Source organism: Streptomyces sp. NPDC031426 (genome assembly GCF_055581585.1).
In genome coordinates, this window is record NZ_JBVIJE010000004.1 from 24,267 (window position 1) to 46,881 (window position 22,615).

19 protein-coding genes, 1 pseudogene and 1 riboswitch are annotated in these 22,615 nt (G+C 70.5%); of the genes and pseudogenes, 6 read left to right on the forward strand and 14 right to left on the reverse strand.

Going from position 1 to position 22,615, the window contains the following annotated elements; genetic code table 11:
* Positions 1–91: 91 nt before the first annotated feature.
* Positions 92–1,888 (forward strand): AMP-dependent synthetase/ligase, encoded by a 1,797-nt coding sequence (locus ACZ5NH_RS08300; RefSeq protein WP_468773567.1) that lies wholly within the window; start codon positions 92–94, stop codon positions 1,886–1,888.
* A gap of 13 nt (positions 1,889–1,901) precedes the next feature.
* Here ACZ5NH_RS08300 and ACZ5NH_RS08305 read toward each other — a convergent pair whose 3' ends face one another.
* Positions 1,902–3,524: a GMC oxidoreductase gene (locus ACZ5NH_RS08305; RefSeq protein ID WP_468774218.1), complete on the reverse strand. Its 1,623-nt coding sequence runs from the start codon at positions 3,522–3,524 to the stop codon at positions 1,902–1,904.
* Between the two features lie 189 nt (positions 3,525–3,713).
* On the reverse strand, positions 3,714–4,856 hold the full coding sequence (locus ACZ5NH_RS08310; RefSeq protein ID WP_468773569.1) for a glycosyltransferase family 4 protein: 1,143 nt from the start codon (positions 4,854–4,856) through the stop codon (positions 3,714–3,716).
* 117 nt (positions 4,857–4,973) lie between these two features.
* Here ACZ5NH_RS08310 and ACZ5NH_RS08315 point away from each other — a divergent pair, with 117 nt between their 5' ends.
* Together ACZ5NH_RS08315 and ACZ5NH_RS08320 are read left to right on the forward strand one after the other, a co-directional pair.
* Positions 4,974–6,209, forward strand: a complete 1,236-nt coding sequence (locus tag ACZ5NH_RS08315; RefSeq protein WP_468773571.1) for a glycosyltransferase 87 family protein — start codon at positions 4,974–4,976, stop codon at positions 6,207–6,209.
* A gap of 471 nt (positions 6,210–6,680) precedes the next feature.
* Positions 6,681–6,845 (forward strand): annotated as a pseudogene (locus tag ACZ5NH_RS08320) (PadR family transcriptional regulator); the annotation flags it as partial.
* 24 nt (positions 6,846–6,869) lie between these two features.
* On the opposite strand, the gene ACZ5NH_RS08325 reads toward ACZ5NH_RS08320, so the two are convergent.
* The 5 genes from ACZ5NH_RS08325 to ACZ5NH_RS08345 form a co-directional block, all read right to left on the reverse strand.
* A complete protein-coding gene (locus tag ACZ5NH_RS08325; protein ID WP_468773573.1) occupies positions 6,870–8,063 on the reverse strand; it encodes a hypothetical protein in 1,194 nt (397 codons plus the stop codon).
* A gap of 28 nt (positions 8,064–8,091) precedes the next feature.
* A complete protein-coding gene (locus ACZ5NH_RS08330) occupies positions 8,092–9,120 on the reverse strand; it encodes a C40 family peptidase (protein ID WP_388621535.1) in 1,029 nt (342 codons plus the stop codon).
* Positions 9,121–9,406: 286 nt separating this feature from the next.
* Positions 9,407–10,441 carry a C40 family peptidase gene (locus ACZ5NH_RS08335; RefSeq protein WP_388621537.1) on the reverse strand — a complete coding sequence of 345 codons (1,035 nt, stop codon included), beginning with the start codon at positions 10,439–10,441 and terminating at the stop codon, positions 9,407–9,409.
* Positions 10,442–10,653: 212 nt separating this feature from the next.
* Entirely contained in the window at positions 10,654–11,997 is a 1,344-nt protein-coding gene (locus tag ACZ5NH_RS08340) for an NYN domain-containing protein (RefSeq protein WP_468773576.1), read from the reverse strand.
* A gap of 43 nt (positions 11,998–12,040) precedes the next feature.
* On the reverse strand, positions 12,041–12,280 hold the full coding sequence (locus tag ACZ5NH_RS08345; RefSeq protein WP_014672226.1) for a hypothetical protein: 240 nt from the start codon (positions 12,278–12,280) through the stop codon (positions 12,041–12,043).
* 155 nt (positions 12,281–12,435) lie between these two features.
* On the opposite strand from ACZ5NH_RS08345, the gene ACZ5NH_RS08350 reads away from it, so the two are divergent.
* Positions 12,436–13,230 (forward strand): rhomboid family intramembrane serine protease, encoded by a 795-nt coding sequence (locus ACZ5NH_RS08350; RefSeq protein WP_468773578.1) that lies wholly within the window; start codon positions 12,436–12,438, stop codon positions 13,228–13,230.
* Positions 13,227–13,508 carry an Lrp/AsnC family transcriptional regulator gene (locus tag ACZ5NH_RS08355; protein WP_388621543.1) on the forward strand — a complete coding sequence of 94 codons (282 nt, stop codon included), beginning with the start codon at positions 13,227–13,229 and terminating at the stop codon, positions 13,506–13,508. Before ACZ5NH_RS08350 ends, ACZ5NH_RS08355 begins: the two co-directional genes overlap by 4 nt.
* A gap of 23 nt (positions 13,509–13,531) precedes the next feature.
* Here ACZ5NH_RS08355 and ACZ5NH_RS08360 read toward each other — a convergent pair whose 3' ends face one another.
* The 6 genes from ACZ5NH_RS08360 to ctaE form a co-directional block, all read right to left on the reverse strand.
* Complete coding sequence (locus tag ACZ5NH_RS08360; RefSeq protein WP_468773581.1) at positions 13,532–14,893, reverse strand: aminotransferase class V-fold PLP-dependent enzyme; 1,362 nt, start codon at positions 14,891–14,893, stop codon at positions 13,532–13,534.
* A 158-nt stretch (positions 14,894–15,051) separates the two neighbouring features.
* Positions 15,052–15,168, reverse strand: a riboswitch (SAM riboswitch).
* A gap of 75 nt (positions 15,169–15,243) precedes the next feature.
* Entirely contained in the window at positions 15,244–16,308 is a 1,065-nt protein-coding gene (gene trpD, locus ACZ5NH_RS08365) for an anthranilate phosphoribosyltransferase (RefSeq protein WP_468773583.1), read from the reverse strand.
* 118 nt (positions 16,309–16,426) lie between these two features.
* Entirely contained in the window at positions 16,427–18,064 is a 1,638-nt protein-coding gene (gene qcrB, locus ACZ5NH_RS08370; RefSeq protein ID WP_388621548.1) for a cytochrome bc1 complex cytochrome b subunit, read from the reverse strand.
* On the reverse strand, positions 18,061–19,119 hold the full coding sequence (gene qcrA, locus ACZ5NH_RS08375) for a cytochrome bc1 complex Rieske iron-sulfur subunit (protein ID WP_388621550.1): 1,059 nt from the start codon (positions 19,117–19,119) through the stop codon (positions 18,061–18,063). Before qcrA ends, qcrB begins: the two co-directional genes overlap by 4 nt.
* Positions 19,116–19,928, reverse strand: coding sequence for a cytochrome bc1 complex diheme cytochrome c subunit (gene qcrC, locus ACZ5NH_RS08380; protein ID WP_388621551.1), 813 nt, complete (start codon positions 19,926–19,928; stop codon positions 19,116–19,118). Before qcrC ends, qcrA begins: the two co-directional genes overlap by 4 nt.
* 63 nt (positions 19,929–19,991) lie before the next feature.
* Positions 19,992–20,612, reverse strand: coding sequence for an aa3-type cytochrome oxidase subunit III (ctaE, locus tag ACZ5NH_RS08385; protein ID WP_351203789.1), 621 nt, complete (start codon positions 20,610–20,612; stop codon positions 19,992–19,994).
* A gap of 167 nt (positions 20,613–20,779) precedes the next feature.
* Between ctaE and ACZ5NH_RS08390 the strand changes: the two genes are divergently transcribed.
* On the forward strand, positions 20,780–21,181 hold the full coding sequence (locus tag ACZ5NH_RS08390) for a response regulator (RefSeq protein ID WP_388621553.1): 402 nt from the start codon (positions 20,780–20,782) through the stop codon (positions 21,179–21,181).
* 55 nt (positions 21,182–21,236) lie between these two features.
* Here the strand turns inward: ACZ5NH_RS08390 and ACZ5NH_RS08395 are convergent, their stop codons facing one another.
* The gene (locus tag ACZ5NH_RS08395) at positions 21,237–22,496 is read right to left on the reverse strand and encodes a L,D-transpeptidase (protein WP_468773587.1); all 1,260 of its coding nucleotides are present in this window, start codon (positions 22,494–22,496) and stop codon (positions 21,237–21,239) included.
* Positions 22,497–22,615: the final 119 nt, after the last annotated feature.

Genomic DNA, 22,615 nt, shown 5'->3' on the forward strand with positions numbered 1-22,615 from the left:
AGCTGACTTCCCGAGCACCTGCCCGAGCCTTGGACCGCACCGTCGCATCACACAGTGTCGTGGCGCCGGCGCCCTATGAGGAGCAGCAGTCTTGCGCGAGTTCAGCCTTCCGGCTTTGTACGAGGTCCCTGCGGACGGCAACCTGACCGACATCGTCCGCAGAAACGCCGCGCAGCATCCCGACGTCGCCGTCATCGCCCGCAAGGTGGGAGGTGTCTGGCAGGACGTGACGGCCGCCGCGTTCCTCGCCGAGGTGCGCGCCGCCGCCAAGGGTCTCATCGCCTCCGGCGTCCAGCCGGGCGACCGGGTGGGCCTGATGTCCCGCACCCGGTACGAGTGGACGCTGCTCGACTTCGCGATCTGGAGCGCGGGCGCGGTCACCGTACCGGTGTACGAGACCAGTTCGCCGGAGCAGGTGCAGTGGATCCTCTCCGACTCGGGCGCGACCGCCTGCATCGTGGAGCTGCCGGGCCACGCGGCGGCCGTGGAGTCGGTGCGCGAGTCGCTGCCCGCCCTCAAGCACGTCTGGCAGATCGAGGCCGGCGGTGTGGAGGAGCTCGGGCGGCTCGGGCAGGACGTGTCGGACGGGACCGTCGAGGAGCGCAGCTCGCTCGCCCGGGCCGACGACCCGGCGACCATCGTGTACACCTCCGGTACCACCGGCCGCCCCAAGGGCTGCGTGCTCACCCACCGCAGCTTCTTCGCCGAGTGCGGCAACATCGTGGAGCGGCTGCGCCCCCTGTTCCGCACCGGCGAGTGCTCGGTCCTGCTCTTCCTGCCGCTGGCGCACGTCTTCGGCCGCCTGGTGCAGATCGCGCCGATGATGGCGCCGATCAAGCTGGGCTGCGTCCCGGACATCAAGCACCTCACCGACGAGCTGGCCGCCTTCCGGCCGACGCTGATCCTCGGTGTCCCGCGCGTCTTCGAGAAGGTCTACAACACCGCGCGCGCCAAGGCGCAGGCGGACGGCAAGGGCGCGATCTTCGACAAGGCGGCGGACACCGCGATCGCCTACAGCAAGGCGCTGGACACCGCCTCCGGCCCGGCGCTCGGCCTGAAGGTCAAGCACAAGGTCTTCGACAAGCTGGTCTACAGCAAGCTGCGCGCGGTCCTCGGCGGCCGGGGCGAGTACGCCATCTCCGGCGGCGCCCCGCTGGGCGAGCGGCTCGGCCACTTCTTCCGGGGCATCGGCTTCACCGTGCTGGAGGGCTACGGGCTGACCGAGTCCTGCGCGGCGACCGCGTTCAACCCGTGGGACCGGCAGAAGATCGGCACGGTCGGCCAGCCGCTGCCCGGCTCGGTGATCCGGATAGCGGACGACGGCGAGGTGCTGCTGCACGGCGAGCACCTGTTCAAGGAGTACTGGAACAACCCGGGTGCGACCGCCGAGGCGCTGGCCGACGGCTGGTTCCACACCGGTGACATCGGCACCCTGGACGAGGACGGCTACCTCAGGATCACCGGCCGGAAGAAGGAGATCATCGTCACGGCGGGCGGCAAGAACGTGGCGCCCGCGGTGATCGAGGACCGGATCCGGGCGCACGCGCTGGTCGCGGAGTGCATGGTGGTCGGCGACGGGCGGCCGTTCGTGGGCGCGCTGGTCACCATCGACGAGGAGTTCCTGGGCCGTTGGTGCGCCGAGCACGGCAAGCCGGCGGGTTCCACCGCGGCGTCGCTGAAGGACGACCCGGATCTGCTCTCGGCGATCCAGGCGGCGGTCGACGACGGCAACGCCGCGGTGTCGAAGGCGGAATCGGTGCGGAAGTTCCGCATTCTGCCCTCCCAGTTCACGGAGGAGTCGGGCCACCTCACCCCGTCGCTGAAGCTCAAGCGGAACGTGGTGGCGAAGGACTACGCAGGCGAGATCGAGGCCATCTACCAGAAGTAGTCCGGCAGTCGGCTCATGGCGCGGTGTCCTCGGCGAGGACCCGCGCCATCGTGCGTTCGGCGAGCGCGGTGATGGTGACGAACGGGTTCACGCCGATGTTGCCGGGCACGAGCGAGCCGTCGGTGACGTAGAGGTGTGAGTACCCCTTCACCCTGCCGTAGTCGTCGGTGGCCTTCCCGAGGACGCAGCCGCCCAGCGGGTGGTAGGTGAAGTCGTCCGCGAAGACCTTGCTGACGGAGCCGAACAGGTCGTAGCGGTAGATGGTCGCGTTGGCCAGGTTGACGCGGTCGAACAGCTTCTTGGCCATGCTCACCGACACCGCGCTCTGGGCGGCGCTCCAGCCGAGCTTCACCGTGCCGGAGCCGGAGTCGTAGGTGAAGGAGGCCCGTTCGGGGTTCTTGGTGATCGCCAGGTAGAGGCTGATCCAGTGCTCGAACCCCATGGGCAGCGGGGCGATCTCGGCGAAGACCGGGTTGTCGGCGTTGGCCCAGTCGTCGATGCCCATGACGGGCATGGTGGCCTGGTCGGCGCCGACGGTGTCCCAGACGTGGTTGGCGCGGCCCAGCATGGTGTTGCCGTTGGTGCCCCAGCCGGCGCCCACGGCGGGGTCCACGTCCGGCAGGGTGCCGGTGTCGCGGGCGCGGACGAGGAGTTCGGTGGTGCCGAGGCTGCCCCCACCGAGGAAGAGATACGTGCAGCCGTAGCTCTTGGTCTCGACGACCGCGCCGGTGCTGTCGATCCGGTCGGCGGTCAGGAGGTACGACCCGTCGGCCGCCCGGCTGACGGACCTCACCTTCTCCAGGGTGTGGATGGTGACGTTGCCGGTGCCGAGGGCGGCGGCCAGATAGGTCTTGTCGAGGCTGCGCTTGCCGTGGTTGTTGCCGTAGATGACCTCGCCGGCCAGCGCGGACTTCGTGGCCGTGCCTGCGGCCTCCTGCTGCATGTAGCCGAAGTCGTAGACGTTCGGCACGAAGGTGGTCCTCAGGCCCGCGTTGCCGGCGGCCTTCCGGGAGGTCCGGGTGAACCGGTACCAGTCCGTGGACTCGAACCAGGCCGGGTCGATGGTGTTGACGCCGAGCATGGCGCGGGCGCGGGGGTAGTAGGTGCCGTACATCTCGTCGGCGTCCACGGTCGGGAACTGCTCGGCGAAGTACGACTTCAGGGGTGTGACCGCCATGCCGCCGTTGACGAGGGAGCCGCCGCCGACGCCGCGGCCGACGTAGACGGACATGTTGTCGTAGTGGACGCGGTCCAGGACACCGGGATAGGCGCCGATGTCCTTGTTGACCACGTCCAGCCAGAGGAAGGTGGCGAGCGGGGCCTCGGTGCGGGTGCGGAACCACATGGAGCGCTGGTCGGGGGCGGAGGTGGAGCAGAAGATCTTGCCGTCGCTGCCCGTGGTGTTCCACAGGCGGCCCATTTCGAGGACGAGGGTACGGATGCCGGCCTGGCCGAGGCGGAGGGCGGCGACGGCACCGCCGTAGCCGGAGCCGATGACCATCGCCGGAGCGGATTCGACCGCCTCGGGCTCGGCGGCTTGGGCCGACTGGAGTCCGATGCGGGTGAAGCCGAGGGTGGCCGCGGTCTGCAGGGCGGCCATGCCGAGTATGTGACGCCTTGTCAGCTGACGTCGCATCAGGTTTGGTGTCATGGGCGCAGCATGGGCGGATTATGGGGTTCCGCCAAGGGCTCCGCCGGGGGCAAGGGCGCCATCTCGGGTGCCGGATGCTCATCGTCGGCGAGTGCGGGTCCGTTGTGGCTTGTCGCGCCCGCGCGGCGGAGCCGCATATCGATACGGCCCCGCGCCCCTTTGGGACGCCTGGCCCTACAGCAGGTCTTCGAGTTTCTCGGCGAGTAGGTCCCAGCGCCATCTCTCCTCAACCCACTGGCGGCCTCGCTCGCCCATCCTCCTGCGCAGCTCGGGATCAGCCAGCAGGGCCACGATGCGGTCGGCCGCCTCCTCGGGAGAGCCTCCCCTGACCACCCAGCCGGTCTCGCCGTCGAGCACGGCGTCCGGGGCGCCGCCCGAGTCGCCCGCCACCACCGGCAGGCCCGTTGCCGAGGCCTCCAGGTAGACGATCCCCAGGCCCTCCACGTCCAGGCCGCCTCGCCGGGTTCGGCAGGGCATGGCGAAGACGTCGCCGGCGCCGAAGTGGGCCGGCAGGTCGGACCAGGGGACGGAGCCGGTGAAGCGGACGGAGTCGGCGACGCCGGTCTCGGTGGCCATCCGGCGCAGGTCCCGCTCGTAGGGGCCGCCGCCGACGATGAGCAGGACGGTGTCGGGCTCCGCGGCGAGGATGCGGGGCATGGCCTGGATGAGGGTGTCCTGGCCCTTGCGCGGGACCAGCCGGGAGACACAGACCACGACCGGGCGGTCGGTGAGGCCGAGGCGGGCGCGGACCTCGTCGCCGCCGGAGCCGGGGTGGAAGGTCTTCTCGTCCACGCCCGGTGGCAGCTGGACCATGCGGGCGGCCGCCGCCGGGGTGAGTGCCGTGGCGATCCTCGACCGTGTGTACTCACCCAGATAGGTGATCGTGTCCGTCGACTCCCCGATCCGGCGCAGCAGTTGCCGGGCGGCGGGCAGCTGGGCCCAGCCGGCCTCGTGGCCGTGGGTGGTGGCCACCAGCCGTTGCGCGCCGGCCTTGCGCAGGGCCGGCGCCATCAGGCCGAGTGGGGCCGCCGCGCCGAACCACACCGAGGTGCAGCCGTGCTCGCGGAGCAGGCCGACCGCCCGCCGGGTCGCCCGGGGGGTCGGCAGCAGCATGGTCGTACGGTCGCGTACGACGGTGAAGGGCTGCTCGGCGTCGAAGGCGGCCGTGGCCTCGATGCCCGCCCGGCTTCGCTTCCAGGTGGAGGCGTAGACGACCAGCCGGCCGGGGTCCAGGCGGAGGGCCATGTTGTGCAGGAAGGCCTGGATGCCGCCCGGCCGGGGCGGGAAGTCGTTGGTCACGATCAGGGTCTTGTGCATCGCCGCCGACCCTACCGAATCGTCCGTCCGGAGCCAGGTGCGGCCGAGTCTGTGGCATGCGCACAGACGCGCGCGACATCATGGTTGCCGACCCGAAGTCGAACGGCAGGGGATCACGTGGAGACGAGAGGCGCCTGGCGGTCCCTGGCATGGCTGCTCGCGACCTGGGTTGTCACCCGTGCGGTGCTGCTGCTGTTCGTCTTCCAGGTGTACGTCTTCCCGGGCCCGGACGTCACCTCCGACGTGTCGGTGACCTACCTGGGCTGGTACGAGGTGCTGCGCCAGGGAACGTTTCCGCTGGACGACGTGACCTGGCAGTACCCGCCGGCCGCCGCCCTGCCGATCCTCTCCCCCGCCGTCCTGCCCTTCCTGTCGTACGCGCATGCCTTCTTCGTGCTGGCGTTCCTCGCCGACGTGGTCGTCCTGGCGCTGCTGGTGCATCCGGGCCGGCGCCCCGGCCGCTCCCTGCGCGGGGCCTGGGTGTGGGTGGCGGGCGTTCCGCTGCTCGGGCCGACGGTGTACGCCCGCTACGACGTGATGGTGACCACGGTGGCCGTGGCGGCGCTGCTGGCCGGGGCCCGGCGGCCCCGGGTGATGGGCGCGCTGACGGCGTTCGGGGCGCTGCTGAAGGTGTGGCCTGCGCTGCTGCTGGTCGGTGCCGTGCGGCGGCGGGCGTGGTGGTCGGCGGCGGTGACCTCGGCGGGCCTGACGGCGCTGTTCTCGGTGTCCATGCCGGGCGCGTTCGCCTTCCTGACCTTCCAGCGGGACCGGGGCACCGAGGTGGAGTCGCTGGGCGCCCTGGTCTTCCATGTGGCCCGGCACTTCGGGTGGCAGGGCCAGGTGCTGCTGAACTACGGGTCGCTGGAGTTCATCGGTCCGCATGTGGACCAGGTCAGCGCGGTGGCGCTGGCGCTGACCGTGACCGCGTTCGGCTGGCTGCTGCTGTGGCGGCTGTGCATGACCCGCAGGGCGCCGCACACGCTCGCCGAGGCGGCCTTCACCGCCGTCCTGCTGTTCACGGTCACCAGCCGGGTGATCAGCCCGCAGTACCTGGTGTGGCTGGTCGGCCTGGCTGCGGTCTGTGTGTCGTACCGGGCGAGCCGGATGGGGGCGCCCGCGCTGATGGTGGTGGCCGCGTCCTTCCTGACGGTCCTGGAGTTCCCGCTCGGGTTCGGGCATGTGGTGATGAGCGACCGGTACGGCGTGCTGCTGCTGGTGCTGCGCAACGGCCTGCTGGTCGTGGCCTCGATCACGGCGGCCGGCCGGCTGTGGCGCTCGACGGTGCCCCCGGCCCCCGCCGCACCACTGCCGCCGCAGCCGGCCCGTCCCCGGCAGGCACCGGTCTCCCCCTGACCAGGCCGACCCCAGCCGTCGCGGCGAGAGGCCACAGCGTCCGCGGCGCCCACACAGACCTCGCGATCCCCACGACACCCGCCAGGCCACAGCAGCCCCTGCCACCGGAAGACCTCGACCCCCGCGCCGCGAACCGCCCCACCGACCGGGCCACACGGCCCCACCCTGCTCCCCGGTCACCCGTCACCGCCAGCTCGCCGGCCCTCGACCATGCCACTGACGCCGCTCCCGCCAGGCCACAGCAGCCCCTGCCACCGGAAGACCTCGACCCCCGCGCCGTGAACCGCCCCACCGACCGGGCCACACGGCCCCACCCTGGTCACCGCCAGCAACACCCCGGTGGCCTCGTCGGCCCTCGGCCATGTCGTCGGCGCCGCTCCCGCCGACTCCCGGGTCACCCCGTGCGGGCCAGGGGCTGTCCGGTCTCCTCGTGTCGGCCGGCTCTCCGCAGCAGTGACGCCACCGCCGCGCCTTCAGGCCCCGGCGAGCTTCTTCTACCGGCAGGGCGAGCCGGTGCACGCGGACGAGGCCGGGGACCTGTTCCGCGAGGGCATGCTGCGGGTCGCCCGGGCCACCGGGAAGGCGGAGCGGGCCTGGCTGCGCGAGGCCATCGAGACGCTCAGCGCATCCGGCTGACCTGCTGGAGAAGGGGGCCGGTCGTCACTCGGTGCGGATCAGCTGCGCCCGCACATACTCCCGCCACCGCTCGGTGAACGCCTGCGGTGTGGTGCCCAGCACCGTCTTCAGCGCGGCCTCGACCGCGCCCGCCCGCTGCTGACGGCCGCCGACGGCGCGGTAGAAGGCGTCGAGCCGGGCCGCGCCCCACTGGTCGGCGATCATCCGGCAGGCCAGCCAGCCCCCCTCGTAGGCCTGGGCGAGTTCGGCCGGGTCGCTGGTGAAGCCGAAGTCCTTGTCGGTGGGGAGCTCGGTGGGCGGGTGGCCGTCATGGACGGCGCGGGTGAGTTCCGGCGCGGCCTCGGTGGGGGTGCGGCCGGTGCCGAGGTAGCCGATCCAGTCCGCGTAGCCCTCGGAGAGCCACAGCGGGGTCGCGGCGGTGGTGTGCGCGCGGGTGGCCACGTGGGTGGTCTCGTGGGTGAGCACGACCTGCTTGCCGAGGTCGCCGAGGATGGCGTACGCCTCCGGGTTGACGACCACCCGGTCCGCGGGCGCCTTGCCCGAGCCCCCCGCCTCGCCGGTGGTGACGGCGGCGATCCCCCGGTAGTCGGCGGCGGGTGAGCCGAGCAGTCCCCCCATGCCCTGCAGGGACCGCGGGACGAGGACGACCACATGGCGGGTCCAGTCGGTGCCCCAGGCCCGGGAGACGGCCGGTACGGCGCGGTCGGCCAGCGTGGCGTATCCGCGCAGCTGGGCGGCCGTCCGGCCGGTGCCCAGGACCAGGCTGTGGGCGCCCTTGACGGCGGTCACCGGGCCCTGGTCCCACAGCTGCTGCCCGGCGTCCCGCGCGGGCCGGTCGGCGGTGACGTACCACTCGCCGTCGGCGGTGCGGCCCAGGGTGAGGATGCGGCGGGCGTCGACGGGGGCCTTGTCGTACCCGGCGACGCGGTAGCTCAGGTCGGCGTCGGCGGTGGCTCCGGCCGAGGTGCGGTGCACGGCGGTGACGCGGTAGGCCCAGGAGGCCAGCGGGAGGGCGCGCAGCCGGGTGTACTCGGTGCGGGCGCCCGTCGCCCCGTACGCCGTCTCGTCGTGGCCGAGCAGCGCGGCCGAGCGCCGGTCGAGCAGGTGCTGCACCTCGGTGCGGGCGGAGTCGGCCGGGGTGCCGCCACAGCCGGCCAGGGGCAGCAGCAGCCCGAGCCCCACCGCCCCGATACTCCACGCCCGCCTGCGACCAGCCATTTCCCGATCGTAACGGCGCCCGGCGCGGTCAGGGCCGGGTGACCGAGGAGATCGGCATCATCCCGACCGGGTCGTAGCGCACCGCGGCGCCCGGATAGGGGGCGTGGATGACCTGGCCGTTGCCCACGTACATCCCCACATGGCTGGCGTCGGAGCGGTAGATCACCAGGTCACCGGGGCGGGCCTGGGAGAGCGGGAGCTGCCGGCCGGCGAAGCGCTGCTCCTGCGAGGTGCGCGGCAGCTGGATTCCGGCGTGCGCGTACGACCACTGCATCAGGCCCGAGCAGTCGAAGCCGGAGGGGCCGCTCGCGCCCCACACATACGGCCGGCCGAGGGCGGAGCGGGCGGCGGCCACCGCGGCGGCGGCGCGGGCGTCGGGGGCGACGGCGCCGGTCAGGTCCGGCAGGCCGGGCAGGTCCACGCGGCCGGAGTCGTCGGAGCGCGAGGCCCGGCCGAACGCGGCGCGCTCGGCGGCCGGGAGCGTGTCGAGCAGTTGCTGGGCCTTGGCGAGCTTCGTCTCCACGGTCCGCTTGTGCGCGGCCACGGCCTTGCGGCTGCTCTCCAGCGCGGCGAGCTTCCCGACCGCCTCCGTGCGCTCCTGCGCGAGTTCCCGCAGCGCCGACTGCAACTCCCGGAGTTGCCCCGCCTGTTGGGTGGTGATGCGGTCGAGGGTGGACGCCTTGTCGAGATAGTCGTCGGGGTCGTCGGAGAAGAGCAGGGCGACGGCAGGGGCGATGCCGCCCGTGCGGTACTGGGCACCGGCCAGCGAACCCAGCTGTTCGCGCAGGGTGTTGACGCGCTGCTGCTGCCGGGCGATGTGGTCCTGGGCGTCGCGCACCTCGCGGCGCAGGGTGCCGGCCCGCTCCTGGGCCTTGTCGAAGGCCTGGGTCGCCCGCTCGGCCTCCTGGTAGAGCCGGTCCACCTCGGCACGGGTGTCGGTGCGCGGGGCCGCGTGCGCCGGTACGGCGCCGAGCGCGCCGGCCGCGGCCGACAGGACACAGAGGGCGACGGCGCCCCGGTCGAATCCGGAGGAGGCAAAGCGGCGATGAGACCCCACGGCAGTCCTTCTGCTGGCGAACAGTGACCGCTTCCCCGGCGCCTGGGGACGGGGAGGCCCCGGCGCCGGGGAAACGCGGCAGACAGTAGCCGTGCGCAAGGGGCTCGACCAACGGCCGTCGCGGCAACAAACGCTGACGCCCCGCCGCTGACCCAGGTCAGCGGCGGGGCGTGGAGTCAGCTCCGGTCCAGGGGATTCGCCCGTTCGGGCGCCCCCGTGCGAGCGTTTCTCGCGGGAACTCGCGGGTATCACACCCGGTTTCGCGGGCCGGTGTCCGCCGGAGGTGTCAGACCCGGACGCCGAACTGGAACGGCATGTCGGACATCGACTCGTAGCGGACCACGGCACCGGTGTGCGGGGCGTGGAGCACCTGGCCGTTGCCGGCGTACAGGCCGACGTGATGGATGTCGCCGTAGAAGAAGACCAGGTCGCCGACCTGGAGGTCGTTGATCGAGCTGATCCTGGTGCCTATGGTGGCCTGCTCCTGGGAGGTGCGCGGGATGGAGACACCGGCCTGGGCGTAGGCCCAGGAGGTCAGGCCCGAGCAGTCGAAGGCGGACGGACCGGAGGCTCCGTAGACGTACGGCGAGCCGATCACGCTCTGGGCGGCGGCGAAGGCCGCGCCGGCCCGGCCGGAGGCAGGAGTGCTGTTGCCGAGGTTGACCCGCGAGCTGGAGGAGCGGTCGGCCCGGGCCTGCTGGGCGGCGAGGGCCGCCTTCTCCTTGGCGGTCAGGGTGTTGAGCAGCTTCTGCGCGTCGGCGAGCTTGCCCTGGACGTCCTTCTTGTTCTGCGCCAGCTGGGCGCGCGTGGCGGAGAGGTCCTTGAGCTTCTGGGTGGCCTCGGCACGCTCCTGGGCCAGTTCGCGCTGTTTGTCCTGGATCTTCTTCAGCGCGTCGACCTGCTGGGCGCTCAACTGGTCGAGCGTGGACGCCTTGTCGAGGAAGTCGTTCGGGTTGGAGGACAGGAAGAGCTGGACCGAGGGGTCGATGCCGCCGGAGCGGTACTGCGAGGTGGCCAGCGAACCCAGGCCGTCGCGCAGCTTGTTGAGGTCCTGCTGACCTCGCGCGACGTTGTCCTGGATGGTGGATATCTCCTTCTGCAGCTTCTGCTGCTTCGCCTGGGCCCCGTCGTACTTCTCAGTGGCCTGCTCCGCCTGCTGGTAGAGCTCGTCGACCTTGGCCTTGACCTGGTCCTTGGTGAGCTTCTGGCTCGGCGCGGCATTGGCGGCGTTCGCGCTCAGGACGACGGCGGCGGCTGCTGCGGTGGTCAGCACGGTCACGCGAGCGCGACTCTGCTGCTTGGGTCGACGGTGGGACGCCACGGAGGACGAACTCCTTCTTGTGAGTGATCACCCGTTCGGAGGTTCGAGCCCAGACCCTAGTGACCCACTTGTGATCAGTTCAAATCCTCACACCAAAAAACCTCGTCACACAATGCATTCTTTGCACACAAGTCACATGGGGTGAGGCGCGGTTGACACTACGTTGCGTGACGATACGGCTAATTCGGGCATTGCATATGCCCCTTGGACCTTCAGGACAGTCGCTTGAGAAGCACCGCAGAGGCGACCGGACGGGCGCCCGCCCTGGCGACCCCGTCGGCCACCTCACGGTCGGTGGAGGCGACGATGACCGGACGGCCCGGCGGCTCCGCGCGCACGAGCTGCCGGATCAGCTCGTCGGCCGTGACACCCGGCTTGGAGAACAGCACCCGCACCCCGCGCGGCGGCGCCAGCAGCACCGGGGCGGCCAGTTCGGCGCCGTCGAAGACGCAGGTCACCTCGGCGCCGGTCTGCGCGGCGAGCGCGGAGAGCTGGCCGAGGAGCCTCAGCCGCTGCTTCTCCAGCGGCATCTGCGGATAGCCGGTCTTGGTGACGTTGTAGCCGTCGACCACCAGATGCGCCTGCGGCAGCGCCAGCAACTGGTCGAGAATGGCCGGGTCGTTCTCCGACAGGGCGCGCGCCGCGATGTCCTTCGGTGTCATTCGTCCCGGTTCAACCGCATCCACGGTCTCGGCGGGCCGCACGGACACGGGCGGCAGGGCGAGTTCGCGCCTGAGGCCCTGGGTGGCGTCCAGCAGGGTGTCCAGCAGCAGCCGTACCCGCATGTCCTCCACGCTGCGGCCCTCGCGGGCGGCGCGGCGGGTGGCCTCCAGCGCGGCATCGGCCTCGCCGAGGCGGGCCTTGAGCCGACGGGACTCGCTCTCGGCGGCCGAGATCTGCAGGTGCGCCTCGGCGCGCAGGGCGTCCATCTCGCCCTGGGCCTTGCGCAGGGCGGCCTCGCCCCGCTTGACGTCGCTGAGGGCGGCCCGGAGCTTGCGGTGAAGCGATTCCGCTTCCCTCTTCGCCGACTCCAGCTCCGTACGCAGCCGTTCGGTCTCGGCGCGGGTGTGCTCGCGGGCATGGGCCAGCTCGGCGCGCAGCCGCTCCAGCTCGACCCGGTTCTCCTCGTCGGCGCGCTCGGCGTCCGCGCGCTGGACCTCCTCGCCGGCCGCGGTGACCAACTTCACCCAGCCCGCCGGGCGCAGTACGTAGGCCGCGGCCGCCACGTCGAGCGGGTCCGCGGCCGGGAGCGGCGAGCCGGAGTCGAGGGCGCCGGCGAGTTCCGGCTGCGCCTCTCTGAACTTCTCCCCGATCCGCTGCCGGAACAGCGCATCGGTCTCCAGCGCCGCCGCCATCGCGTTTCCGGCGAACTTGGCCCGGCGATTGGGGGCGAACCGGGCGTACTGCCTCAGCTGGGCGGGCAGTTCGGACATGGTCAGCCCGCCGAAGCCCTCCGAGACGATCTGGACGACCCGGCGGCGCACACCGTCGGGCAGCGGACGGTCAAGCACCTCAGCGGTGCCGTCGTCCGGCCCCCCGCCTGCGGTCTCCACCATCCGTCACACCCCACTACTTCGACTTCTTCGGGGGCCGCTCCGCTCAGGAGCCGGCACCCGGCCTGTCCACGAGTTCCACCTGGTCCACCGCGTTGCACCAGCGGCACCGCACCGACTCGATGGTCTCACTGACCACCTCGCGCTCCTCCACGGTCGGCTCGCCGGCCAGATCGAGGTGGACGTACTCGACGACCTTCGAGGAACGCGTCACGTCGAACCGGGTGAGGTTGCCGCACAGGGTGCAGCGCCATCGGGTGGTGGCGGTCGGCAGGGGAACCGTCATCGTGGCTGTCCGCTTCCTTCTCGTAGTCGCTCACCGCGCCGCCGGCCGACGCGTGTGGCCGTAACCCTACGGCCTGGCGGCAACCCGCCGCTGGTCTGTCCAAGGCGGCGAGGCGGTCTGTCAGCGTGCGTCCCGTTACGTCATGCTCTGTATTCATGATCAGCGCGTGGAGCACGGCGGCAGGCAGGGCCTTCAGAGCGGTCCGGAGCACATCAGCACCCATGACGTACGGCCTCATCGCCCTGTGCTGTCTGCTCTTCGTCCTGGGCCCGGCCTCGGGGCTCACCCCGGCGTACGGCTCCGGGGACGGGCTGCTCGCCGCACAGCGGGCGTACTTCCGGAGCTGGGGCGTGGTGCCGGCCGATCTGTTCGCCAGACCGGTGCGCGAGGCCCTGACCCCCGCCACGGCCCTGTTCGTGCACGGCAGCTGGGTGCATCTGCTCGGCAACATGCTCTTCCTCTTCGTCTTCGGCGCGATGACCGAGGAACGGATGGGCCGGGTCGCGTTCACCCTCTTCTACGTCGGCTGCGGCTATCTCGCCCTGCTCGGCTACGCGGCCGCCAACGCCACCTCCGAGCAGTCGCTGGTGGGCGCGTCCGGAGCGATCTCGGCGGTCCTCGGAGCGTTCCTCTACCTGTTCCCGCGCGCCCGTGTGACCAGTCTTCTGCCTTTTCTGTTCTTCCTGCCACTGCGGTTTCCCGCGTGGATCGTGCTGCCGTTCTGGGCGGCGCTGCAGTGGGCGGCGGCGGAGCAGAGCTCGGGCGGGCCCGGGGTGGCGTATCTGGCCCACCTCGTGGGCTTCGGTCTGGGCTTCGGCTACGCGTGGGTGCGTTACGGAAGAAGGAAGGGCCCGAAGGGCGGCCTGGGAAGGGCGGTGGTGGGAGACGGGCGGGCGGCTAGAGTGAAGTGCGCCCCAGCTCCGGCACCCGAGGGAGAGAACCAGCCGTGATCACCGCGATCGTCCTCATCAAGACCAGCGTGGACCGGATCCCCGAGATCGCGGAGCAGATCGCTTCGCTGGAGTCGGTGAGCGAGGTCTTCTCCGTCACCGGCACGTACGACTTGATCGCGATGGTCCGGGTGCGGCAGCACGATGATCTCGCCGATGTCATCCCCGGCCGGATCAGCAAGATCCCCGGCGTCGAGGGCACGGACACGCATGTGGCGTTCCGCACCTACTCGACGCACGACCTGGAAGCGGCGTTCTCGATCGGCCTGGACAACTAGGGGCTGGGCCGCTCAGCCGCTGATCACACCGCCGGTACGCAGCGGCCGTCCTCGGTCCGGTACGTCCACTTCGCGCCCTCGGTCACGAGTTCCCGGACCGCCGTGACGAAGCGGTCGACGTGCTCGTCGGGGGTGCCCGCGCCGAAGCTCACGCGGATGGCGTTGAGTGACTTCTCGCCCGGCGCGGCCTCGGGGGCGCCGCACTCGCCCTGGGTCTGGGGGTCGCTGCCGAGAAGGGTGCGGACCAGGGGGTGGGCGCAGAACAGGCCGTCGCGGACGCCGATGCCGTACTCGGCGGACAGGGCCGCGGCGAAGTGGGAGCTGTTCCAGCCCTCGACGACGAAGGAGATCACGCCGACGCGCGGGGCGTCGTCGCCGAACAGGGACAGCACCTTCACCTGCGGGACCTCGGCCAGGCCCGCACGGACCCTGGCGATCAGGTGCTGCTCGCGCGCGACCAGGCCGTCCCAGCCGGCCTCGGTGAGCGCCTTGCAGGCCGACGCGATGGAGTAGGCACCGATCACATTGGGTGACCCCGCTTCGTGCCGGGCGGCACTCTCGTGCCACTCCACGTCCACGCCGCCGTCCCGGCGCCGGGCCACCTTGCGGCTGGCGCCCCCGCCCGCGAGGTAGGGCTCGGCCGCGCGCAGCCAGTCGGCGCGGCCGGCCAGGACACCGGAGCCGAAGGGGGCGTACAGCTTGTGGCCCGAGAAGGCGACCCAGTCGACGTCCAGGTCCCGGACGGACACGGGGTGGTGCGGGGCCAGCTGGGCGGCGTCCAGGACGATCCGGGCGCCGTGCGCGTGGGCGGCTGCCGCCAGCTCCCGTACGGGCCACAGCTCGCCGGTGACGTTCGAGGCGCCGGTGACGCAGACCAGGGCCGGGCCGTGCGGGTCGCGGCCGGCGAGGGCGCGCTCCAGGGTCGTGACGGCCTGCTGCGGGGTGCGCGGGGCGTCGAGGTAGCTGACCTGGGCGTCCTGCCAGGGCAGCAGGGAGGCGTGGTGCTCGGTCTCGAAGACGAAGACCTGGCAGTCGGCCGGGAGGGCGCGGGCCAGGAGGTTCAGGGAGTCGGTGGTGGAGCGGGTGAAGACCAGCTGGTCGTCGGGGCGGCAGTCCAGGAACCCGGCGACCGTCCTGCGGGCGTTCTCGAACAGGTCGGTGGAGAGCTGGGAGAGATAGCCGGCGCCCCGGTGGACGCTGCCGTAGTACGGCGCGTAGGCGGCCACGTCGTCCCAGACGCGCTGGAGGGCGGGGGCGCTGGCCGCGTAGTCGAGGGCCGCGTAGGTGACCTCGCCGCCGGTGACGAGCGGGACGGTGACATCCCGGCCCAGAACGGGCAGCGGGGAACAAACGGACTGGTCGGCGGCAGCGGTGAAGACGGACATGGGGAACTCCCGTGAGAACGTACGCCGAAGACGACGTACGGGAAGAAGAGAAAAGGGGATGCGGAGGCGGGGCTCGGCGGCCCTATCGCATTCGCTTGCTCACGGAAGGCTCCCTCGATGACCAGGACCCCTGGTCCCGCGCTCAGCAGCGCGCGAGGGGTCCGCGCTTGCCGTAGACCTCGCTGCCTACGGCCTGGTCCTCACCCGGGGCACCCCGCCACGGACGGAGGGTTGCCGGACAGCCGGCCGGGGCCGAATGGCTGTCACTCATGACCTGGTACAGGAACGTACGGGAAATGATCGTCGTCCCGCAACCCGAGTCCGGATCGCGGGACGACCGTCGGTGACCGCTAGGCGTTGCTCGCCGCCACCCACCGCTCCAGCGTCCGCTTCGCCGCGCCCGAGTCGATCGACTCCGCCGCCTTGGCCATGCCGGCCCGCAGCTGGTCGGCGAGCGGGGCGTCCGTCGGGTGCAGGGCCACGAGGGCCGCCGCGGAGTTCAGCAGCACCGCGTCCCGCACGGCCCCTGTCTCACCGTCGAGCAGACGGCGGGCGACCTCCGCGTTGTACGACGCGTCCGCGCCGCGCAGGGCCTCCACGGGGACGAGGTCGATGCCGACGTCCCTCGGGTCGAAGGTCTCCTCGGTGACCTTGCCGTCCCGGACGACCCACACCCGCGAGGTGGCGGTCGTGGTCAGCTCGTCCAGGCCGTCGTCGCCGCGGAAGACCAGGGAGGAGTTGCCGCGCTCGGCGAGGACACCGGCCACGATCGGGGCCATCCGCAGATCCGCCACGCCGACGGCCTGGGCGCGGACCTTCGCCGGGTTGGTCAGCGGACCGAGGACATTGAAGGTCGTACGGATGCCCAACTGGCCACGGGCGGCGGCCACATGGCGCAGCGCCGGGTGGAACTTCACCGCGAAGCAGAACGTGATCCCGGCCTCCTCCGCGACCTGCGAGACCCGTTCCAGCGGGAGGTTCAGATTGACGCCCAGCTTCTCCAGCACGTCCGACGCGCCCGACGCCGAGGACGCGGCACGGTTGCCGTGCTTGACGACCTTCGCGCCGGTGCCGGCGACGACGATCGAGGACATCGTGGAGATGTTCACCGTCTTGGCACCGTCACCACCGGTGCCGACGATGTCGACGGTCTCCCCCGGCACCTCGATGACGTTCGCGTGCGCGTACATCGCGCGGACGAGCCCGGTGATCTCCTCCACCGTCTCGCCCTTGGCGCGCAGGGCCACGGCGAATCCCGCGATCTGCGCGTCCGTCGCCTCCCCGCGCATGATCCGGTCCATCGCCCATGCCGTGGCGTCCGCGCTCTGGTCCCGGCCCTCCAGCAGGGCGTTCAGTACCTCGGGCCAGGAACGGCCCGCCGCGGTGTCGCCTCCAGCGGGGGTCACAGCGCTCATCAGCCGCTCCTGGTGTCGTAAGAACAGTGTGAGCCCAGCCTATCCACCCCCGGGCACGGCGAAGGGCCCCGTCCGTAAGCCGGACGGGGCCCTTCAGCGTGGCGTGGCGACGCGGGGATCAGTGGTGGCCGTGGCCGCTCGTGATCTCCTTGTACTCATCGACGGTCGGCTTCGGGATCTGGTTGTCCTCGCCGTAGTAGGCGCTGGACAGCCGCACCCGGAGCTTCTCCGAGGCCGGCACCTTGCGCTCGACACCGTTCTCGTCGACCGTCGGGCCGATCTCGGCCGGCTCGTACTGGTGGTGGGCCGTGAGGGTGTGCAGCTGCTCCTGGCTGAGCGGCTCGTGCACCTCGATGAACTCACCGTGCGGCAGCCGCTTGATGATGCCGGTCTCGCGACCGTGCAGCACCTTGTCGCGGTCGCGGCGCTGCAGACCCAGGCAGATCCGCTTGGTGACGAGGAACGCGAAGACCGGGCCGACGAAGAAGGCGATCCGGACGAACCAGGTCACGGCGTTGATCGACAGGTGGAAGTGCGTGGCCCACAGGTCGTTGCCGCCGCCGACCAGCAGCGTCAGGTACAGCGTCATCCAGGCGACACCGAGACCGGTGCGCGTCGGGGCGTTGCGCGGGCGGTCCAGGATGTGGTGCTCGCGCTTGTCGCCGGTGACCCAGGACTCGATGAACGGGTAGACGGCGATCGCCACGAGGACCAGCGGGAAGATCATCAGCGGGATGAACACGCCCAGGACGAGCGTGTGACCCCAGAAGTTGATCTCCCAGCCCGGCATGAAGCGGATCAGGCCCTCGGAGAAGCCCATGTACCAGTCGGGCTGGGCGCCGGTGGACACCTGGTCCGGACGGTAGGGGCCCATGGCCCAGATCGGGTTGATCTGGGCGACCGCGGCGATGGCCGCGATGACACCGAAGACCAGGAAGAAGAAGCCTCCGGCCTTGGCCATGTACACCGGCAGCAGCGGCATGCCGACGACGTTCTTCTCGGACTTCCCGGGACCCGCGAACTGCGTGTGCTTGTGGTAGAAGACCAGGATCAGGTGGCCCACCACCAGGCCGAGCATGATGCCCGGCAGCAGCAGGATGTGGATCGAGTAGAACCGGGCGACGAAGTCGTGACCGGGGAACTGACCGCCGAAGAGGAAGAACGACAGGTACGTGCCGACGATCGGCACGGACAGGACCGCGCCCTCCATGAAGCGGACACCGGTGCCGGAGAGCAGGTCGTCCGGGAGCGAGTAACCGGTGAAGCCGGTGAACATGCCCAGGACGAACAGCAGGAAGCCGAACAGCCAGTTGATCTCACGCGGCTTGCGGAACGCGCCGGTGAAGAACACGCGCATCATGTGCACGAACATGCCGGCGAGGAAGATCAGCGCGGCCCAGTGGTGGATCTGCCGGATGAGCAGACCACCGCGCACGTCGAAGGAGATGTGCAGGGTCGAGTTGAAGGCCTCGGACATCAGCTGTCCCTGCAGCGGGACATAGCTGCCGTGGTACTCCACCTCGTTCATCGACGGGTGGAAGAACAGCGTCAGATACACACCCGTGAGGATGATGATGATGAAGCTGTACAGGCACACTTCGCCCAACATGAACGACCAGTGGTCGGGGAAGATCTTGCGCATGTTGGCCTTGGCCAGGGAGTAGATCCCGAGCCGGCCGTCGGCCCAGTCGGCGACACGCTCGCCGGCCGGTGCCTTCCCGCGAGAGCGGGGCGTCTCGTTCGCTGCAGTACTCATCCGCGCTCCCAGAATGCAGGACCGACGGGCTCCTCGAAGTCGCCGAGCGCCTGGAGGTAACCCTCACTGTCCACACCGATGCGCAGCTGCGGCAGGGCGTGGCCGGCGGGGCCGAAGATCACTCGGGCACCGTCGGAGAGGTCGAAGGTGGACTGGTGGCACGGGCACAGCACGTGGTGCGTCTGCTGCTCGTACAGCGAGATCGGGCAGCCGACGTGGGTGCAGATCTTGGAGAACGCGACGATGCCCTCGTGCGACCAGTCGAGCTCGCGCTTGTCCTTGATGTTGCCGGGCTGCAGCCGGACGATCATCAGCGCGGCCTTGGCGATCTCCGTCTGGAACTCCTCGTCCGTCTCCTCCAGCCCGTCGGGCTTGGCGAAGGTGAGGGAGCCGACGGCGACGTCCTCGGGGCGCAGCGGCTGGCCCGTGTTCATGTTGATCAGGCGCTTGCCCTTGGCCCACAGGGTGTGCCGCAGCGAGGTGCCGGGCAGCGGACCGAGGTCGCGCAGCAGCATGACGCCGGAGAGCGGGAACAGGGCCAGCGCGCCGAACATCGTGTTGCGGAGCAGCCTGCGGCGGCCGAGCGCCGATTCCTTGGCGCCCTGCCGGAAGTCCGCGTGGACCTTCGCGCGGACGTCGGCCGGGGCCTCGATGGCGTGCCGATCGTCGGCGACCTCCACGTCGGACATCAGCGTGCGGGCCCAGTGGACCGCGCCCGCGCCGATGCAGAACAGCGACGCACCGAGGGTCAGGCCCAGCGCGAAGTTCAGCGCGCTGACGTGCCCGATCGGGAAGACGAAGATGTTCTTGTCGTGCGGGATCGTCACATACGAGACGATGAAGCCGACGGTGGCCAGCATCGACACCGTGAACAGCAGGGCGACCGAGCGCTCGGACCGCTTGGCGGCCCGCTCGTCGATGTCCTGGATGCGGTGCTCGTGAGGCGGCAGCCCCGGGTCGGCGAACGGGTTCTCCTCGTCCGCGACCGCTACCGCGCGGTGCTCTTCGCCCTGCTCAGCGGGCAGGTTCTCTTCTGGAATGTCTTGGCTACTCATGACTTCTTGGCCTTTGCGGTCCGAGCGGCGACCCAGACGGCGACTGCGATCAGTGCGCCGAGACCGAAGATCCAGGCGAACAGACCCTCACTGACCGGCCCGAGGCCGCCCAGCTCCAGACCGCCGGGGTTCGTCGTCTCGCTGCTGTCGACCGCGTGCAGGTACGCGATGATGTCCTTCTTGTTCTTCGAGGACAGCGTGGTGTCGGGGAAGGACGGCATGTTCTGCGGGCCGGTCTGCATGGCCTCGTAGATGTGCTTCGGGTCGACACCCTCCAGCGTGGGCGCGAACTTGCCCTTGGTCAGGGCACCGCCCTTGCCGGTGAAGTTGTGGCACTGCGCGCAGTTGGTGCGGAACAGCTCGCCACCCTTGGCGATGTCGGCACCGTCAGGGCCGTACTGGTCCTTGGTGGGCACGTTCGGGCCGGCGCCCAGCGAGGCGATGTACGCGGCGAGCTGGTCGATCTGCGTCTGGTTGTAGACGACCTTCTTGCGCGGGACCTGGGCGCCCTGCGAGGTGGCGGCCGGCATACGGCCGGTGCCGACCTGGAAGTCCACGGCCGCGGCACCCACGCCGACCAGGCTCGGCCCGTCGGAGGAGCCCTGGCCACCGGTGCCGTGGCAGCTGGCGCAGCCGACCTCGTAGAGCTTCTTGCCCTCCTTGATGGTCAGGGACTGGGCGGAATCGTCGGCCTGCGCCTTGCCCGCGGGCGCGAACGCGGCGTACAGCCCCCCAGTGGCCGCCAGCGCGAGGAGTAGGACGACGACCGCCGCCAGCGGATGGCGTCGTCGTGCGGAGAGCTTTTTCACGGATTACCCCGGTGTCAGGATCTTCTGCGTCGGTGCTTCTGGATGTGCGGGAGCCGGTCCCGGCTACTTGATCAGGTAGATCGTGGCGAAAAGGCCGATCCAGACCACATCGACGAAGTGCCAGTAGTAGGACACGACGATGGCGGCGGTCGCCTGCTCGTGGGTGAACCTCTTGGCCATGTAGGTGCGGCCGAGGACCAGCAGGAAGGCGATCAGACCGCCCGTCACGTGCAGGCCGTGGAAGCCGGTGGTCAGGTAGAACACCGAGCCGTACGGGTCGGAGGAGAGCGAGATGCCCTCGTCCCTCACCAGGCTCGTGTACTCGTAGATCTGACCGCCGATGAAGATCGCACCCATGATGAAGGTGAGGATGAACCACCCGCGGAGCTTCTTCACGTCACCGCGCTCGGCCGCGAACACGCCGAGCTGGCAGGTGAGCGAGGAGAGCACCAGGATCGTGGTGTTCGTCGCGGAGAAGGGCACATTGAGCGCGTCGGCCATGTGCTTCCAGTGCGCCGGACCCGTCACCGATCGCAGGGTGAAGTACATCGCGAAGAGGGCCGCGAAGAACATCAGCTCGGAACTCAGCCAGATGATGGTTCCGACGCTGGTGAGGTTCGGCCGGTTGACCGACGGGTGCGCGTGCCCGGTTTCTACTGTCGTTGCTGTCGCCACGACCGACATTATGTCGGTCGCTTATCCCGCCCTCACTCCGGGGGGTGCCGTTCGGAGTGTTGCTCCCCGCCGAACCGGTGTTGACGTGGTGTTCATGGGGACTTCGACGGGAGTAAGCTCCGCCCCGAACGGCCCTGTCCGTCCCGTCCGTACGACGCTGACGTCCCGGAGGAACAATGCAGCCGACCGCCACGGTGCTGGTCTACAGCGACGACTCCAACACCCGCGAGCAAGTACGGCTGGCCGCCGGGCGTCGGCCGGCTCCTGATGTTCCCTTGGTCGAGTTCGTGGAGTGTGCCACCCCGGAGGCGGTCATCCGCGAGTTGGGCAAGGGCGGCATCGACGTCTGTGTGCTCGACGGTGAGGCCGTGCCGATGGGGGGTATGGGGGTCTGCCGGCAGATCAAGGACGAGGTGTTCAACTGCCCGCCGGTGCTGCTGCTGATGGGGCGGCCGCAGGATGCGTGGCTGGCGACGTGGAGCCGGGCGGATGCGGCGGTCACCTTGCCGGTGGATCCGGTGGAGTTCGCCTCTGCCTTGGCTTCCCTGCTGCGTCGGAAGCGGTTGCTGAGCGCCTGAGAACTCGGGGCGCAGGGCTACGCACGGCGGATGCCCCGCGCCCCTTGCGGGGCCCTCAGAAGGCCGTCGGCTGCAGTCTCACCGTGTCCGCGTCGGACGGGCCGTCCGGCTTGCCGTTGACCAGGGCGCTGCCCTTGCGCCACTTGTTCCAGTCGACGTTCCAGTCGCCGAAGCCGTTGCCGAAGTCCTCCATCTGGTGGCCGTTGGCGTTGACGACCTTGACGATGTCGCCCTGGTGGATGTTGTCGAAGAACCACTCGGCGTTGCCGGTGCTCATGCCCGTGCAGCCGTGGCTGACGTTCGCGTAGCCCTGTGAGCCCACGGACCAGGGCGCGGCGTGCACGTATTCGCCGGACCAGGTCACCCGGGTGGCGTAGTAGACCGACAGGTCGTAGGAGTCGGAGCTGCCCGCGGCGATGCCGATCGTGGTGCCGCGCATGCGGACGACGTACGCCTTCTCCAGGACGACCTTGATGCCGTTGCGGGTGCCGAAGCCGGGTTTGCCGGTGGTGACGGGGATCCGCTTGATGTCCTGGCCGTTCTTGTAGAACGTCAGCTGGTGCGTCGCGGCGTCGGTGACGGCCTCGATCCGGTCGCCGATGGTGAGCTTCACCGGCTTGGCCGGGCCGCCCCACAGCCGGTCGCTGATCCTGATGCCCTCCAGGTTGCTGTGCACCGTGATGGTGGCGTGGGTGGGCCAGTACTCCTCGGGCCGGTAGTGGAGTTCCTTGTCGCTCACCCAGTACCAGGAGCCCTGCACGGCCGGTACGGAGTCCACCCGGAGGGCGCGCTCCACGATGGCGCGCTGCGCCTTGTCCTTGACCTCCTGGTCGAGTTGGGCGGTGATGGGCTGTCCGACGCCGTACTGGCCCGACTTCGGCCCGAAGGTGACGGTCAGGCGCTTCCTGCTGGTGGGCTTGCTGGTGTCGAACGAGAAGACCTTCCGGCCGGGCGCGCCGTCGCCGTCCTCGGTGCTCACGGTGACCGTGTAGTGGGTGTGGGCGGCCAGCGGGGCGGTGCTGTGCCATCTGCTGCCGTCGGCGGAGAGTTCGCCGGCCACATAGCGTCCTGCGGAGTCCTGGGCGGTGACGTCGGTGATGCGGTCGTCACCGCTGGCGGTGATCTCCAGGGGCTTGTCCGGGTCGGCCTGCTTCCCCGGCTCGGTGGGGCCGTTGAAGTCGATCAGGTCCGCCGCGTCGTACGGCTTGGCCGACAGGGGGTTGCCGTCCGAACCGCAGGCGGTGACGCCCGCGCCGAGCGCGGTCACCAGCAGAGCGCAGCTGACGACGGTGCGGGTCCGCGGAGTGTGGTTCATACGATCACGTTATGAGGCGCTGACCCCATTGGCGCGGCGAGTAGGCCGTACGGGGGATCGACACTACGGCAAAGGAACGACCGCACCGGCGTGGCCTGTGGAAAAAGCGGAAGCCCGGA